16 protein-coding genes are annotated in these 15,184 nt (G+C 46.6%); 4 read left to right on the top strand and 12 right to left on the bottom strand.

Going from position 1 to position 15,184, the window contains the following annotated elements; genetic code table 11:
• The first annotated feature begins 196 nt into the window (after positions 1 to 196).
• Positions 197 to 811, top strand: coding sequence for an FMN-dependent NADH-azoreductase (locus ACXX82_RS04800; protein ID WP_322232446.1), 615 nt, complete (start codon positions 197 to 199; stop codon positions 809 to 811).
• A gap of 274 nt (positions 812 to 1,085) precedes the next feature.
• Here the strand turns inward: ACXX82_RS04800 and leuA are convergent, their stop codons facing one another.
• The 6 genes from leuA to ACXX82_RS04770 all read right to left on the bottom strand — a co-directional run bounded on the left by leuA (position 1,086) and on the right by ACXX82_RS04770 (position 7,389).
• Positions 1,086 to 2,792, bottom strand: a complete 1,707-nt coding sequence (gene leuA / locus ACXX82_RS04795; RefSeq protein ID WP_322232445.1) for a 2-isopropylmalate synthase — start codon at positions 2,790 to 2,792, stop codon at positions 1,086 to 1,088.
• 584 nt (positions 2,793 to 3,376) lie between these two features.
• Positions 3,377 to 3,514, bottom strand: coding sequence for a DUF3096 domain-containing protein (locus ACXX82_RS04790; RefSeq protein ID WP_322232444.1), 138 nt, complete (start codon positions 3,512 to 3,514; stop codon positions 3,377 to 3,379).
• 566 nt (positions 3,515 to 4,080) lie between these two features.
• Entirely contained in the window at positions 4,081 to 4,383 is a 303-nt protein-coding gene (locus tag ACXX82_RS04785) for a hypothetical protein (RefSeq protein WP_323507052.1), read from the bottom strand.
• Between the two features lie 230 nt (positions 4,384 to 4,613).
• Positions 4,614 to 6,410: a chloride channel protein gene (locus tag ACXX82_RS04780; RefSeq protein WP_458562524.1), complete on the bottom strand. Its 1,797-nt coding sequence runs from the start codon at positions 6,408 to 6,410 to the stop codon at positions 4,614 to 4,616.
• Complete coding sequence (locus ACXX82_RS04775) at positions 6,407 to 6,835, bottom strand: MarR family winged helix-turn-helix transcriptional regulator (RefSeq protein ID WP_322232442.1); 429 nt, start codon at positions 6,833 to 6,835, stop codon at positions 6,407 to 6,409. Before ACXX82_RS04775 ends, ACXX82_RS04780 begins: the two co-directional genes overlap by 4 nt.
• A gap of 149 nt (positions 6,836 to 6,984) precedes the next feature.
• The gene (locus tag ACXX82_RS04770) at positions 6,985 to 7,389 is read right to left on the bottom strand and encodes a DoxX family protein (RefSeq protein ID WP_322232441.1); all 405 of its coding nucleotides are present in this window, start codon (positions 7,387 to 7,389) and stop codon (positions 6,985 to 6,987) included.
• 387 nt (positions 7,390 to 7,776) lie between these two features.
• Here ACXX82_RS04770 and ACXX82_RS04765 point away from each other — a divergent pair, with 387 nt between their 5' ends.
• Entirely contained in the window at positions 7,777 to 8,019 is a 243-nt protein-coding gene (locus tag ACXX82_RS04765) for a hypothetical protein (RefSeq protein WP_323507033.1), read from the top strand.
• Between the two features lie 177 nt (positions 8,020 to 8,196).
• Here ACXX82_RS04765 and ACXX82_RS04760 read toward each other — a convergent pair whose 3' ends face one another.
• From ACXX82_RS04760 to ACXX82_RS04750, 3 genes are all read right to left on the bottom strand, one after another.
• Positions 8,197 to 8,451 (bottom strand): DUF1488 family protein, encoded by a 255-nt coding sequence (locus tag ACXX82_RS04760; protein WP_322232440.1) that lies wholly within the window; start codon positions 8,449 to 8,451, stop codon positions 8,197 to 8,199.
• Between the two features lie 275 nt (positions 8,452 to 8,726).
• Positions 8,727 to 8,996, bottom strand: a complete 270-nt coding sequence (locus tag ACXX82_RS04755) for a hypothetical protein (RefSeq protein WP_322232439.1) — start codon at positions 8,994 to 8,996, stop codon at positions 8,727 to 8,729.
• A 536-nt stretch (positions 8,997 to 9,532) separates the two neighbouring features.
• On the bottom strand, positions 9,533 to 10,588 hold the full coding sequence (locus ACXX82_RS04750) for an adenosine deaminase (protein ID WP_322232438.1): 1,056 nt from the start codon (positions 10,586 to 10,588) through the stop codon (positions 9,533 to 9,535).
• A gap of 38 nt (positions 10,589 to 10,626) precedes the next feature.
• Here ACXX82_RS04750 and ACXX82_RS04745 point away from each other — a divergent pair, with 38 nt between their 5' ends.
• Positions 10,627 to 10,929 carry a hypothetical protein gene (locus tag ACXX82_RS04745; protein ID WP_458562523.1) on the top strand — a complete coding sequence of 101 codons (303 nt, stop codon included), beginning with the start codon at positions 10,627 to 10,629 and terminating at the stop codon, positions 10,927 to 10,929.
• The gene (locus ACXX82_RS04740) at positions 10,854 to 11,195 is read left to right on the top strand and encodes a GNAT family N-acetyltransferase (RefSeq protein WP_458563957.1); all 342 of its coding nucleotides are present in this window, start codon (positions 10,854 to 10,856) and stop codon (positions 11,193 to 11,195) included. Before ACXX82_RS04745 ends, ACXX82_RS04740 begins: the two co-directional genes overlap by 76 nt.
• A 556-nt stretch (positions 11,196 to 11,751) precedes the next feature.
• Here ACXX82_RS04740 and ACXX82_RS04735 read toward each other — a convergent pair.
• The 3 genes from ACXX82_RS04735 to ACXX82_RS04725 all read right to left on the bottom strand — a co-directional run bounded on the left by ACXX82_RS04735 (position 11,752) and on the right by ACXX82_RS04725 (position 15,080).
• A complete protein-coding gene (locus ACXX82_RS04735; RefSeq protein WP_322232437.1) occupies positions 11,752 to 12,435 on the bottom strand; it encodes a response regulator in 684 nt (227 codons plus the stop codon).
• Positions 12,436 to 12,684: 249 nt separating this feature from the next.
• Positions 12,685 to 14,397 (bottom strand): OmpA family protein, encoded by a 1,713-nt coding sequence (locus tag ACXX82_RS04730; RefSeq protein WP_458562522.1) that lies wholly within the window; start codon positions 14,395 to 14,397, stop codon positions 12,685 to 12,687.
• Between the two features lie 2 nt (positions 14,398 to 14,399).
• Positions 14,400 to 15,080 carry a DotU/TssL family secretion system protein gene (locus ACXX82_RS04725; RefSeq protein WP_458562521.1) on the bottom strand — a complete coding sequence of 227 codons (681 nt, stop codon included), beginning with the start codon at positions 15,078 to 15,080 and terminating at the stop codon, positions 14,400 to 14,402.
• Between the last annotated feature and the right edge of the window lie 104 nt (positions 15,081 to 15,184).

The following is a 15,184-nucleotide window of genomic DNA, read 5'->3' as shown; positions in this document are numbered from 1 at the left end:
ATAGAACAATATATCTCAGTATTGACGGCTAGTTCAATTTTGTGGTGCAAGGTAGGATGCTGTTAAACCATGCGCCAGGTTGGCGTTATCCGAATCTTTCATTATTTTATGACGTGCATCGGACGAAACAAGTCTTCAATTGCTCTGATTTGTCACAAATTTTGAACAGTTTCTACATTTATTGGACGGAATTATCATGAAATTATTACACATTGATTCGAGCATTCTTGGCGACGCTTCGGCTTCGCGCGCACTGACTCGTGAGGTCGTTGCTAATTTGACGTCGGCCGAGTCTGGCGTTGAAGTGGTGTATCGTGATTTGAGCAAAGACGTCACCGCACACATTTCCGGTGGAACGTTTGTGGCTAAGGGTACGCCCGCTGAACAACGCAGCGAGACGCAACAGCAAGAGGTTGCCTTCGGTGAGGCGATTTTGAACGAATTTATGGCGGCGGATGTGATTGTCCTTGGCGCGCCAATGTACAACTTTACCGTTCCAACGCAACTAAAAGCATGGATTGATCAGATTTGTGTTGCGGGCGTAAGCTTCCGATATTCGGAAACTGGCCCAGAAGGTTTGGCAAAAGGTAAGCGGGTAGTGATTGTGGCGACATCCGGTGGCATACACGCTGGTACGCCAACGGGTTTTGCCCATGAGGACTACTTGAAAGTTGTTTTCGGTTTCTTAGGTATTACCGATATCGAAGTAATACGTGCCGATGGCTTGAATTATGGTCCAGATGCTAAAGAAGCTGGATTTGCCGCCGCACGTGTCAGTATCAACGCGTTAAATTTTGCTGTAGCTGCGTAAAACGCAATAACGGCTTAGTACTGTTTTAGTACAGTTGGGTAACGCCAAATTGGGTTAAGTTTATCGGTAATGACCGGGCTTTTGTCCGGTACTATACAACACGAAACACCACACGAGCGCACGTCTTTTTATGAAAGATGTGCGCTTTGTCATTGGTAACGGCAAAGCGCAACAGGTCCGTCATCCACAACATACGGTAATACATCAGGATTCAGGTTACGGCGATCGCGGGGTTGCCACGATAGCCGTCAGTCGTTATAGAGTCGATGAATGCTTATGCAGCAGCGGCTCTGTGGTTGTTTTCCTGATTGGCGGCTTCACTGGCAATGCCAATTTGTCGATTGATTGCGCTTAATACTGCTTTGAATGAAGCAGTCACGATATTGGCGTCGATACCCACACCAAATGCGGTTGGCGCGTCATTCAGGCGCAATTCAATATAACTGGCGGCTTGCGCATCAGCGCCGGCGCTGATGGCATGTTCATGGAAGTCCATGAGCTTTACATCCAGTCCTAATGCATTGACAAAGGCATCGATCGGACCATTTCCCTTCCCTTTGAGGGTTAGTTGTTGGCCATCGCGCATAATATCGAGTTCGATATTGATTGGTTCAGCTTTGCTTGAGTCTTCGGTCATGCGGTGCGCGCGATACACGTATGGGGTTTGTTTATCAAGGTATTCCTCCTTGAAGATCCGGTAAATGTCGCTCGAGACGATTTCTTTGCCAGTCGAATCGGCTGCTTTTTGAACTGCACGGCTGAACTCTATTTGCAAACGGCGTGGCATGACCAGGCCATATTCCTGTTCCAGCAAATACGCCATGCCACCTTTGCCGGATTGACTGTTAACGCGAATCACCGCATCGTAGCTGCGACCAAGATCAATCGGGTCGATTGGCAAATACGGGACTTCCCAAATGGCGTCAGCTTGTTGTGCTTCAAAGCCTTTTTTAATCGCGTCCTGATGCGAGCCGGAGAAGGCTGTGAAGACCAGATCGCCGACATACGGATGGCGGGGATGTACGGGCAATTGATTGCAGTCCTCAACACATTGACGAACGCTGTCGATGTCGGAGAAATCCAGGCCTGGATTCACGCCTTGCGTGTATAAGTTGAGTGCCAACGTGACCAGATCGACGTTGCCGGTGCGCTCGCCATTGCCGAACAAACAGCCTTCAACCCGATCAGCGCCTGCCATCACGGCCAACTCTGCCGCAGCGACGCCGGTACCACGATCATTGTGTGGATGGACGCTGAGAATGACAGAATCACGACGGGCCAGATTGCGGTGCATCCATTCGATTTGATCGGCGTAGACGTTTGGCGTGCTGCATTCGACCGTGGCAGGAAGATTAAAAACGATTTTCCGCTTAGGGGATGCTTCCCAGGTCGCAGATACGGCGTCGCAGATGTCCTTGGAAAAATCCAGTTCAGTCATACTGAAGGATTCAGGAGAATACTCGAATCGCCATTGTGTTTCTGGAAGCGCATCCGTGAGTTGCTTGATCAATTGCGTACCGGCGATGGCGATAGCTTTGATTTCGTCGCGGGACATCTTGAAGACGATTTTGCGAAATGCCGGCGCAACGGAGTTATACAAATGGACCATCGCACGCTTAGCGCCCTTGAGCGAATCAACAGTGCGACGAATCAGCTCTTCGCGTGATTGCGTCAATACGATGATCGTGACATCGTCAGGAATGCGATCTTCTTCAATCAGTTTGCGAACGAAATCGAAATCAGTTTGAGAAGCAGATGGAAATCCCACTTCGATTTCCTTTAAACCCACCTTTACCAGCAACTCAAAAAAGCGCAGTTTGCGTTCGGCATCCATAGGCTCGATCAATGCTTGGTTACCGTCGCGCAAATCGGTGCTCATCCAGATTGGTGGCACGCTGATAATTTGGTTGGGCCAAGTACGATCAGTCAATGGAATCGGTGGAAACGGGCGATATTTAGTAGCTGGGTTTTGCAACATCATGATGAGCCTCTATTAGAACTGGTGAAATTCGGAAAATAGTGTGTAGTGGCAAAAAGGTTGCCTGACGGCCACTTGCAGATTAACGCGAGGCCAGGCAACCGATCGGTAGTTTTAGCAGTCGCAATAGGGTTGCGCGCACAGGCAGTGTCATTGTCACGGCGCTTGTGTGTCTTGCGCCATATATAAATGCTAGGAAGGTTGGCTTGAAATACATTTTAAATTTGCTTTTCTGTTCGAGACCCTTTACCAGGATTCTCTGTTTTACTGCATTTGGTTTTTTTGCTGCTGGCAAGAGTCAAACATTTACCAGTTGCAATCTCGTTTGTACCTGAATTAATACGTAGTCGAGATCAAAGTGCGCGTAGTAGCGATAGCGCTATTAGCGGCAGTAGTAGCAGTAGCCCTGGCAGGGAGCCAGAGGTAAGCAACAGTGAGCGGGAAGAGAGTTTTGCAGAAGACATGGGCTTAATGTATGGGATATACGCTTGACGTGTCAAGCGATTCTGACGAGGTAGTTAAACTATTTTCTGGTGTTTGTATCTGACGAGCCGTTTGACTGCGTCAGGATGCTGGTTGAAATAACATTATTTGCCGAGCAGACCAATTAAGCCAATGACGATAAGGTATAGCGCGATGATGTAATTTAGCAGCCGCGGAATAGCCAGAATTAATACGCCAGCAATCAGAGAGACGATAGGCGTAAGGTGGAGACCGATATTCATGTTCCGTCCTTTCATAGATGTAAATAGGTAATATCTAAGGAAAACCCCGGCAACGACACCATGGATGCTCAATAGAACGAAGTGTACTTTTGTCGCCTGGCATTGAATGTAGGACAAATGGCAATTGTGTTGTAAGACTGCGAATTAGCGGCGCGATGCGGTCATTTCGAGACGAAGATTTTATCTTCCAACACATTAAAGAATACGTATTTGAATAACGGAGATTTGTTGATGTGAGATTCGTGTCAACTGACAAAGCATTGTTAACGTTTTTAAGCATTGAAGAATATCTTTATTTCGTAAAAAAATCGGCTTGGCTATTTGACTGTATCAGGAGGAGACCTTACACAGAATGACAGCGTGGCTACTGCCGATAAAACACATACACACGACAAACACCGTCTAAACAATTCGCTTTATACCAATCATTTCTGTACCAACCGGCTCAGGGTGGGGTACGGCCGGTTAAGACGTATGGCATAGCAGCGAAGTTCAGGCGGGATTACTCCCTTCCCGGGGAATGCGATTGGCCCAGTTGGCCGTTAAATTGGGTGCTACCAAAACATCTAGTTCGTACGACTACCAGAAATCAGGCGGGTAAGAAAAGTGGACGCGGAGCGCGGATGCTTGGGCATGGCTCGCTCTCCCACCAATGCCCATTGCTCTGATAACTGTTGGCAAGTAGCACGCAGTACTGGCGCTAGAGTCGGCAAGTCGGCTAGCGTGCGCAAATGATATTCAATGGTTGCAGCTGATTGCGCACAATCGCCAGTTCCCAGGCTGCGTGTGTTGTACTGCGATATACGTTGCAACACGGCAGACACCAACAATTCTGGCGCTATGTTGTGTGCATTAATATCTATCAATATCGTATCTGTGGGCGCGGAAGAGGCTTTGGATGTCACTGGCTTGGTCAAGATGGACTCCTTGTCAGATTTTCTGGTACCGTTTAAATAGTAATGATTCTCATTTGTATTATTGTCCGACAAATCTGGGAGCGCAAGCACTTATTTGTTTATTTTGTTTGCGTATATTTATTTGCAGCGGTGATAACGACCGTCACAGGGTATCAGTCGCAATCGCCACTTACGCTGCCATGCTAAATTTTGGTCGCCGCCGGTGAACTGAACAGGCGCTCACGCTTTTGTTCGTCGTCGAAATAAGATTGATAAGTCTTAATCAGATCGCTACGACTGATTATGCCGATCAGGCGCTTCGAATGGATATCCGATACGACTGGCAATCTTTCCAGGTGGTGTGTCGCCATTCTTGCGGCAGCGATACGGCAGGTCTCACCCGGCAACGCAACAATCAGGGATTGATGTTGGCCGGACTGGCTTAATATCATCGCAATGGATGAGGCAGGGTCAGCTTGCGGATGAATGCTGGCGCGATCAATCATGCCCACTAATTGCTGGTCTGCATCGACGACGGGATAGCAGCGATATTGTTGATCTATCCCAAAATATCGAGTCAAGGTTTCCCCTACGTTGAGATCAGACGGTATTGATACGACGACGCCGCTTTTTATTTCTTCGACATGCTGCCGTTCCAGTGGATCGACTCCGTATTCACGATAAATATGAAAGCCGCGACGGGCGATTTTTTCGGTCATGATGGAGCGCCGCATGGTTAATACCGTAAAGCCGTACGCTACGCCCGAGGTTAATAGCAGCGGCAGCAGGGCATTAGCGTCATGCGTCAATCCAAATGCAAATACCGCAGCCGTAAGTGGCGCGCCCAAAACACCTGCCAAAACCGCAGCCATGCAAACCAACGGCCACAAATGCATATCACCACCGGGTAATAGTGGGCCAAGGACGGTCCCAAGCCCCGCGCCAATAATCAACAGCGGCGCGAGCACGCCGCCGGACGTGCCAGAGCCCAGAGCCAGCATCCAGATAATGGCCTTAACCAGCAATAGGCTCACGACGACTTGCAACGCCAAATGATTATTTAGCAGGTCACCAATTACGTCGTAACCGACGCCCAACGCACGTGGCTCGAAATATCCGCCAATCCCCACTGCCAATCCACCGATTGCCGGCCACCACATCCAATGGATCGGCAACTTGCCAAACAGATCTTCGATCTTATACAGTGCGGTCGACATAAAGGCCGATAGCGCGCCTCCACAAATCCCTGCAATCACGCAAGAGAACATAGTCGCTAGACCGACTGCGCCGGTTTTTAGCGGGAATAGCGGACCTGCGTCCAACAGTAGTGGGCGGGTAAATCCGGCCACGGTGCAAGCAACGATCACAGGCAACAGGCTACGTGGTCGCAATTCGAACAGTAATAACTCAACGGCCAGCAATACCGCAGCAATTGGCGTACCAAAAATAGCCGTCATCCCGGCGGTGGCACCGGCAACCAGTAACGTTTTACGCTCTGCCGACGTCACGTGAAAATGCTGTGCAATCAGTGAGCCGATAGCACCACCTGTCATAATGATTGGTCCCTCTGCACCAAACGGTCCGCCGCTGCCGATCACGATCCCCGAGGATAATGGTTTCAAAATGGCGACCTTGGCCGACATTTTACTTTTGCCAAACAAGATCGCTTCAATCGCTTCCGGGATGCCATGACCTCGGATTTTTTCGCTACCAAAACGTGCAATCAGACCCACGATCAGTCCACCAATTATTGGCAGGGCGATGACCCAAACGCCTAAATGATGCTCAGCCGGTGAACGCACCGAGAACGACCACGTCTGAAAGAAAAATAAATTCGTGAAGAGGTGAATCAGCGCCAGTAATACAAATGCCGCCAATGTCCCGCAGCAGCCGATCACCACCGCGATCAATGAGATTTTTAAAAGTCTTGGATCGGCTGAAAAATCGCGTCGCAAATGATGAAGGTGGGCGTGATTCGATGCCTGTGTAGGAACGCTCATGATGAATGTTTAACATTGATATTTGGAATACGGAAGGTGTCTGTCAGTGTGTTTAATTCTTCGTGATGGAGGCTGGCGAGGGTTGCCAGGCAGCGTTCACCAGCCGGTAAAAGATGGACATTGACTTGCCGCCGATCGACTTCGCTGGTGCGGCGTTGTACAAGCAGTAGTTTTTCGCAGCGGGAAACTAGCGCGACAACGCTGTGGTGTTGTGATTGCAGACGCTCCGCCAGTTCACCCACCGTCGACCAGTCCCGACCGGGCGACCCTTTAACGTGCAATAGCAGCAAATATTGCTGCGGGGTGACACCGTTGCTCTGCGCAGCTTCTTCACTGAATCTTAAAAACTTGCGTAATTGATAGCGGAATGTTGAAAGCGCTTCGAAGTCTTGCTTCGTGAGCGGAGAAGAAGTTTCATCTGTCATTTTGGCATCGATGTTGGAAATGGAAGAATGGAATTATATCAAATTACGATATAATTTTTTGAGAAGAGGAAAACGTAAGATTAGAGGCTATAAAAAAACCCGCAACTAAGCGGGTTTGGATGCAACATAAAAGCGGTAGCCGAAGGCGCTTAGTTCCAACGTCCTGCTCGCCCGCCAATGCTCATTCTGCCAGCGCCCAACAGTAAAATCGCGAGCGCTATAAACAAATAAAATCCCTGTAACTCCAATCCCCAGCCACCGGTGCTGGACAAGGTCATTAGCTGTTTGCTGTGTACCAGCGAAAACGCAAACAACATATTGATGACGATGATTAAAGCGCCGACACGCGTCCAGATGCCTAGCAATATCATTATTGGCGCCAATACCTCGCCGACATATACCAGATAGGCGACTGCTGGCGGCAACCCTGCATTGCTGACTAAGCCGACGACAAAACCAGGACCATTAAAAATTTTTGAAATTCCGTGGAAAAGAATCAATATCGCCAGAGTTGCACGAAGGATGAGCTTACCAATGTCGTCACTATTTTGCATAGTATTTCTCGCTGTTCTTATGTTGGTTGGTACTAAAAAAATTCTTTGTCAGTATATACATGGCGGTGGAACTTGCACATCCAGTGCAATTTCTTTGTCGATATTTTTTTGGAAGTCTCATGGTTTTTAAGCCATCATGTTTAGCTATACGCGCAAGAACTGTAATGTGCCCCGCTGCTGTTAACTAGCAATCGCACGATGTTGCATTTGATGTAAAGATCATCCTTTGGAGAGAGCGCAAGAGGTATAAACGTTGGAAGAAGCTTCGATGACCGCATATGTCTGTCTTGGATATCGAGGGAACGATTCATCCAAATGATGTCTAAATTGGACGGAGAAGAAGTATGAAAAAAAATCACTGTTGCTGTCTTTTACAAAGGACTTTGTATGCAGATTCGTCGAACAATGATTGTCGTTGCTTTATCCGCTGGATTGTTAGCAGGCTGTCAGAAAAAGCTCACACCTCTGCCAGAGACGACCATACCAACACAGTCCAGGACGCCCTCCACATTTAGTCCATCTCTAGCAATCACGCCAGCGATGCCCGTTACTCCAGCCTTACCCATCGTACCCGTGGCTCCTGTTACACCTGCAATACCTACAACGCGAGCACTGGGCGAGAGCAAGTAACGATCCTCAGTTTTGATTGATCAGGACAAACTAGTTACTTCAAGCATCGAGGCCATGTGCTTGTAAAAAATGATGTTTGGCGGACGGCAGTGACCAAAAAAAAGCATAAACTTCTACTGTTCCCAACTGAATATTGAGCGTTTTCTTTTTTTAAAAATTGCGAGATGCGCTCAAGCGCTAGTGGAAGTATCCGCTGCTCACAACCACCGGAACACCTGCGACACCAGCATTGATGACGCGCCGTGCAACGCCCTCAATTTTGGTCTGAAAAGCCCGATAAGTAGTCAATAGGTCAAGTTTTGGATCTTTAGAATGCGATAATACCGCAAGGGTCGCGGCAGGCACGAGGCACTGATAATGCCGATAATCGACGATTACTGAAAACAAAATCCCTGCGCGGGTTAAACGCGGTGAGGCCAGTACAGTATCCATCGTAATCTCCACAGGTGGGATTGTTAAGTGCCGATATCAGAAGACTTTTAAGCGTATTTCTTGCAAAACTATTGACTGCGCTGTCGTTTGCTTCAGCTGCTAGTCAAAATATATGGTGCTTTTTCGATATTGCTTGAAAAAAGAGTTACTAGCAAGAACCTACGTGAAAATAATGCGAACTTCTAATAACTTCCTTATTTAGAGGAGGCGTTTGCACAAAATTGGTGCTCAATTGGTGCGCACTTAGCTTACTGTCACGCGTTGCCATCCAATTATTAAGGCCAAGGCATTGGCGTGACATTGACATATTGCGGTTCATGCTCAGATTGGGACACATTACCTGCATGGTTGTCTCCTCCGGTTTCTTCGCCTTGAGCAAGTTTATGTCCCAAAATGTCGCTGATATCTTTTCCTGTCGCTGTGAAGTCGGATTGCATCAGTGGAAATGATTCGACCGGCCAGTTTTCAATTGCCCAGCTGGTAAATTCATCAAAACGGCGTGTTAGCTCTCGTGCGAATGCATCGCGTTTTTCCTTATCATTCATAGCGCTCTCCCGGTGATAAATTCATATGTGAGCCAGAAATCATTCATACCATCAATTAGACTGCGTCACGCGCGAAACGTTTTAATCTGATGGCACAATTTCTCTGATAAAAAATATTTTGATCGTGTGAATTTTGTCTCTATATGAAAGTTATATATCTTATGAATAACTGGTATGTGAATAATTCAGCATACAACAGGTCAAGGAGTCGATATAGTTACACCTGTCTCCTCCAACACCTCCTAAGGTTTGGATTCAGCCCGCAACCGAAAGGTCATGCGGGCTTTTTTTTGTCTTTCGACTGCGGATCTCCCGTTGTCGCTCAAATATGTCGTTTGGTAGTGGATGGTTTTGTGGATGCTCCAACTTTGTGCTAAACCAAACTCAAGAAGCAAAAAATGAAATACTTCGCTGTGATGAGTTTGGGAGAGTATTGGTAGCGCGAAGAGGTAGTCAGAGGAAGGTTTTCACTGCTCGTACAGGCGCTTATTTTCAACAAAGTGATCCTGTGGAGCAGTATGACTGTTGCGGGCGTGTTAATGCGACATACAGTACGCATCCAATTCCTGCAGTAAACGTTGTTTCTCTACCGCTGGCAAAAAGCTGGCCTCGAAGCTATTTCGGGTAAGTTCGACCAAATCCGTTCGGCCAAGCTGAAGCGACTCGGCAACTGCCAGATAATTAGCGTTCATGTAGCCGCCAAAATATGCAGGATCATCTGAGTTGATAGTTACGGCCAGACCGGCGTGTAGCAAGCGAGCGAGATTGTGTTCAGCCATGTCATTTACCACGCACAGCTTCAGGTTTGACAACGGACAGACTGTTAGCGGCGTGCGTTGTTTCGCGAGTCGTTCCATCAATGCTGGATCTTCTTCGCTGCGCACGCCATGGTCGATACGCTCAACGTGAAGAACATCCAGTGCGTCACGGACATATTCTGGTGGACCTTCTTCACCAGCATGAGCGACCAGGCGGAACCCAAGTTGCCCGCAGCGCGCAAATACCTTCTCAAATTTTTCTGGCGGATTGCCGCGCTCGGCAGAGTCAAGGCCAATGCCGATCCACAAATCAAGATATTGTTCACGCAACGGAAGCGCAGCTTCTAGCGTAGAAAATGCATCTTCTTCCGATAGATGGCGCAAAAACGACATGATCATCGCACTACTAAAACCATGCGCGTCACGCGCCTCACGTAAAGCGCGCGCAATGCCGGAGAAAACAACGTCAATTCCAATGCCGCGCTCGGTATGGGTCTGTGGATCGAAGAAAATTTCAGCATGGCGCACGTTATCAGCGCGGCAGCGATCAATGTAAGCCGCTGTCATTTCATAAAAATCTTGCTCCGTTTGGAGCACAGCCGCACCGGCATAATACAAGTCCAGAAATGACTGCAGATCGCTAAAAGCATAAGCGGCCTGTAATTCTTCAATAGTTGCGTACGCTAATGTAACTTGATTGCGTTGCGCTAACGCAAATAGCAATTCGGGCTCCAACGTGCCCTCGATATGTAAATGTAGTTCGGCTTTTGGTAAACCTTCGATAAACGATTTGAGATCGGCGCTGAGGGCTGGGATATGCTTGGAAATAGTCATGGTTGTCTTAAATGTGCAGTCTAGAATCAGATGATCCCATGATTCTACAGAATCACAGCAACTCAATGAGTGATGGTGGTAAATTACACGCAGACAACTTCAAACAAGACCATCTCATGACAGAAATAATTAAAATAGTAAAAGCCGATTTAAATAGCCTCCAGCACACGCATGCCATCATTGACTTGCTAAATGCATATGCATCGGGTCAGATGGGTGGAAATCATCCTCTTACCGATTACGTAAAAGAGAACTTGATCGGCGAATTCAAAAAAAGGAGCACTATTCAAATATTGCTCGCTTTTGTGGGAAGTCGGCCGCCGGTCTGGCGATTTGTATAGAAGGTTTTTCAACGTTTTCTTGCCAGCCTCTATTAAATATTCATGATCTCGCGGTGGCGCATGCGTTTCAGGGGCGAGGTATTGGCCGGAAGTTGGTCGAGCACGTCGCGAATCTTGCAAAAGAACTGGGCTGCTGTAAAGTAACATTGGAAGTTTTAGATGGAAATACGCGTGCAAGCGATCTTTATAAATCCTGCGGCTTTGCAAACTATGCCTTGAGCCCTGAAATGGGTACAGCGATGTTTATGCAGCGGATGCTTTCGTAAATGGAGAGCCAACCTATTTCTATTTAACGATCGTCTGGTTCAGCGTACCAAGATGCGAGTTGATTTTATGTAGATTAGCAACCGTGAGCTTCAGATCGGCTTCATGTCCAATAGCGTTTATTGTTTAACGGGTTTGAACTTAATATTTATCTAGCATTAGCATGACCGCATCGTGTTCCCGTTCAAGTATATCCAAAGGTCTTTCTCTGTCCCCATCAAATTTGTCATGAGACGGTATTCAGTTTCTAGCAGTCGTGAATGATTTAGCCTCATCAATTTTAAACGTTGATGTGCGTCAAAAGCGCTTGGGAAATCTGGATATTATTAGGCCAGGAGCGAATTTTGTACGTTTCTGGACTTTTTATAACGCATTTCTGGCGAAGAAAAGGGCGCGCAGCGTAGAAATTTTTTTCGATCCTGCAAATGACGTAACAAGGTATCTATTACGATCATAATAAGATGCCTTGTCGTCAGAGTTCCCCAAATTCTATCTACATTTAAGTCAGCGTTGCCGATGCCACGCTGCTGACTTACCAGATCGATATTTCACGTCCGATTAATCTTGATGATCATCAAACCCATTCTCTGCAAAATAGCGCATAAGTTGAAGATCGGTATCCAGTTGTAATTTTTCCATAGCCGATCGCTTATGATGACTAATCGTTTTAATACTGCGATGGAGCTGTTGGGATATTTCAACAGCAGAGACGCCTCTTGAGAAAAAACGTAATATCTCAATCTCGCGTGGACTTAAACTGTTTCTGGGATCTCGATCTTCAACGGTGATCAACTGTCGCATCTTCATTAATTCTGCGCTACTTTTGCCTAAAAATATTTGCCCGTCGCATGCGTGATTGATCGCTTCCGCGATCTCTGCAATTTCACCTCCTTTATGCAGAATCGCGCTGACTCCCAATGTCAGTAAAGCATGATAGAGCGAGGTTTTTTTGGTTGCCGTCAGCACTACAACAGCCACGTTCGAGAATCGCTGCCGTATCTGCCGTATCATTTCCAGCCCATCGACTTCATTTCCCACTGGCATTGAAAGGTCGATCACTGCAACATTACAGTCCGCTTTGGCTAGCAGATCAAAGAGAGAACTAGGGCCAACGGCAAAACCTATTACAACCATATTTTTGCATTGCCGTACCAATGCATTAAGACCTGAAAGAGTGACGGGGTGATCATCTGCGATGACAACCCGAATTCTGTTTCCTAAAGAAAAGTTCGTATGATACATTTTTGCTCCATTTATAAATATTTATATATGGACTGAACTGTATAGCGCGCATCATTGTCTCGATACGAGAGAATTCTTGAAACGATGTCGTGTCATCTATTTTTTTCGAGAATAAACTTAGAAGACATTGAAAGTCTTAAGACTATTCATAATTTAGTGATTGAAAGTATCTTTTTTAAATCTTTGAGTGTTCTTTTTAATTTGATTTTTTCTTTTTCTTTGATTGGTAACTGGATATAAAAAACTGCATCAAGGTATTTTATTTTCAGTTTGTATTGGTTGTGGGATCAAAGTAATATCGACGCGGCGATTGCGTGATCGCTCCAATTCATCAATATTGTTGTTTAGCGGACGGGTATCGCCGTATCCCTGAATCGCAAATTGTGTGATCGGAAATGCAGACATTTCAATCAGCCAATTGCGTATCGCACGGGCACGGGCCTCAGACAGCAAGAGGTTTTGGTTGGGACTGCCGACGTTGTCGGTATGACCGGCGATTAGGACAATTTTTTTTGGATTTGCCTTTAACTGCGATAACGTCTGATTTAATAACGGCGCAGCTCCAGCTTTGAGGGTCGCTTTCCCCGTATCAAAAAGTAGTACTGAGTTGAAGGTAATCGTACTTAAGTCCATAGGGTGATAACTGGCTATGGCAACATCAATCAATGGCAGAAAAGACGTTCCGCGATAAAATCCCCAACGCATTCCGAACGGAATTCCGAATTGAGCATGCGCCTGTAATCTTGTGCGATCTTGTATCAAACTATGTAAGGAATTACGTTTTTTATCATGCATGATGTCTGGTATTTTTAGGTAAGTATTAAGATTACCCGCCAGACGTTGAATGAACTGATAGTTATTCCATGCGGATGCAGCGAACGCGATACACAAGGCCGCTATGGCTATCCATAACGCATGGCAGAAGTTGGTCCATAATGGAGAAATATTGTGCCCTTTGAGGTCTTTTTGGTTCGTGAGCAGCAATGGTAAAAAGTCGGGTAAAGGAAACGGTTCTGTACTCGCTTTGGCTGGTACCGTTGGTAAACCGGTTTTTGTAGTTAACCATCTTGACCATGCACCTGCACGTGATGGGGTTCGCTCGACATCTGCTAAAAATATACCTGCTGGCATGAGCGGCGTAGTATCTGTCAGCGAGGACAGCGTCGTTATCATCGTAGTGTCATTCAGCCATTGGATTAAAGCCAAGGCTAAAACGCTTCGTCTTGTATCGCAAGGAAGAGAGGAAGTGGGGATGCTCTCAAGTTGTTGGCGGATTAGATCAAGATTTTTTCGTAAATAGTATTTACCGCGCTGAAGTTTGCCGGGATGAGTTGTCTGGCTAATCCAGGTAGCGGTGGTGGATGCGTACAGACCATGATGGCCAATCAGCTTTGCGTATACCGCCACATAGCATGGCAGCGTATATTCAGGAATGGTCGTTTCCGCTTTTAATGTAACGCCTGTTTTTTCTCTCTCTATTGCACGTAAGGCGCACTGCCAATGAGAGAATTCGGTACGTAGTGCAGTTTCATCAATACTGTAGTCAGTTAGGAGAGGTAGTAACACAGCTTGAGGAAAACGCTGATGAATGGCATATGACGAAGCAATCACCACTTTTAATTGTGCGGGCGTTTCAGCATATAGCCAGACTGCATGTGCATCCTCCCTTATTTTTTCAGACGCGCCGTTACTTGAAAAGAGGGCCGATGCATGCGGTCCAATTACTACAATCACAGGCAATTTTGACGGGGGCGATAAATCTAAAGTATCTGTCAGCAATCCTGACCTGGAAGTTATTTTTGTTAATGATAGCGATGCACCGAGAACAACGGCAAGAATGAAAATCGCAATAATGCCAAGCCATTGGAATTGCGATGCGAGCATAAAGAAGAGTTGAATAATGCTGAAAATTAAGACTGTGGACCATATTAATAATACGAAACGAGGGCGGGAGTAATACACGTTTAATCTTCCTTGGACATAATGGAATCCACCGGCTTTAACATCTGTAACCGATCAGCGCTTCGCGTTAATTGATAGGAAAAAGTACACCATAACGCTACGCCAAATACAATACCGAGCGTAGTCTTGCACAATAAGGAGAAAGCTGCAGCGCTTAAGAAATGGCTCCTTATCTTGGCTTTAGTAGTATCAGCGGACTGCACAGTCGAATGCGAATAACGACCAAGTAGTAAAATGAACCGCTGTCGTTCTGGCTCTTCTTCGCTAGCATAACGCCCCCTAAAACCTAGTCTGAGTACTAAATCGTAAAGAGCGATTCGGTCCAACGAGGGGTTAGTCTGAAGCAGTAATTGATTGATGCGCTCAAAGATATTGTCACCAGCGTTATTACTACTAAAAAAATGACTCTCTAAAGATGCGCTTTGCCATTCTGATTTTTGGAAGTCGGACAAATAGCGAACCGTTACGTCGTCCAAAAGTCCGCATTGTGCGTAACTGGCCTCTTCTATGATTTCCTGATCGTAGTCGGCGTCGCGCATTTTATTACGCAGTTGTTCAATCAACCCAGCACAGCGCGATCGCAAAGTATCGCTTGAAAAAATCTCGGTCTGCTGTGCCAACACGCTTACCTGAAGCCAGATGTCAAGCAGCAAGACTTGAAACAATTGATGTGAACGTGACAAAGTTATCCTAACGGCGTGGGTCATTGTAGGTTATTGAAAATAGAATGGTTTCTTGCATGTGATCGGTGGCGTTAAACTTTGCCTTTTTTTGTGTGATTTGGACA

It is taken from the genome of Glaciimonas sp. GNP009 (assembly GCF_054343755.1).
Note: the sequence above shows the minus strand (reverse complement) of the source record. Positions and strands in the feature narration are given on the sequence as shown.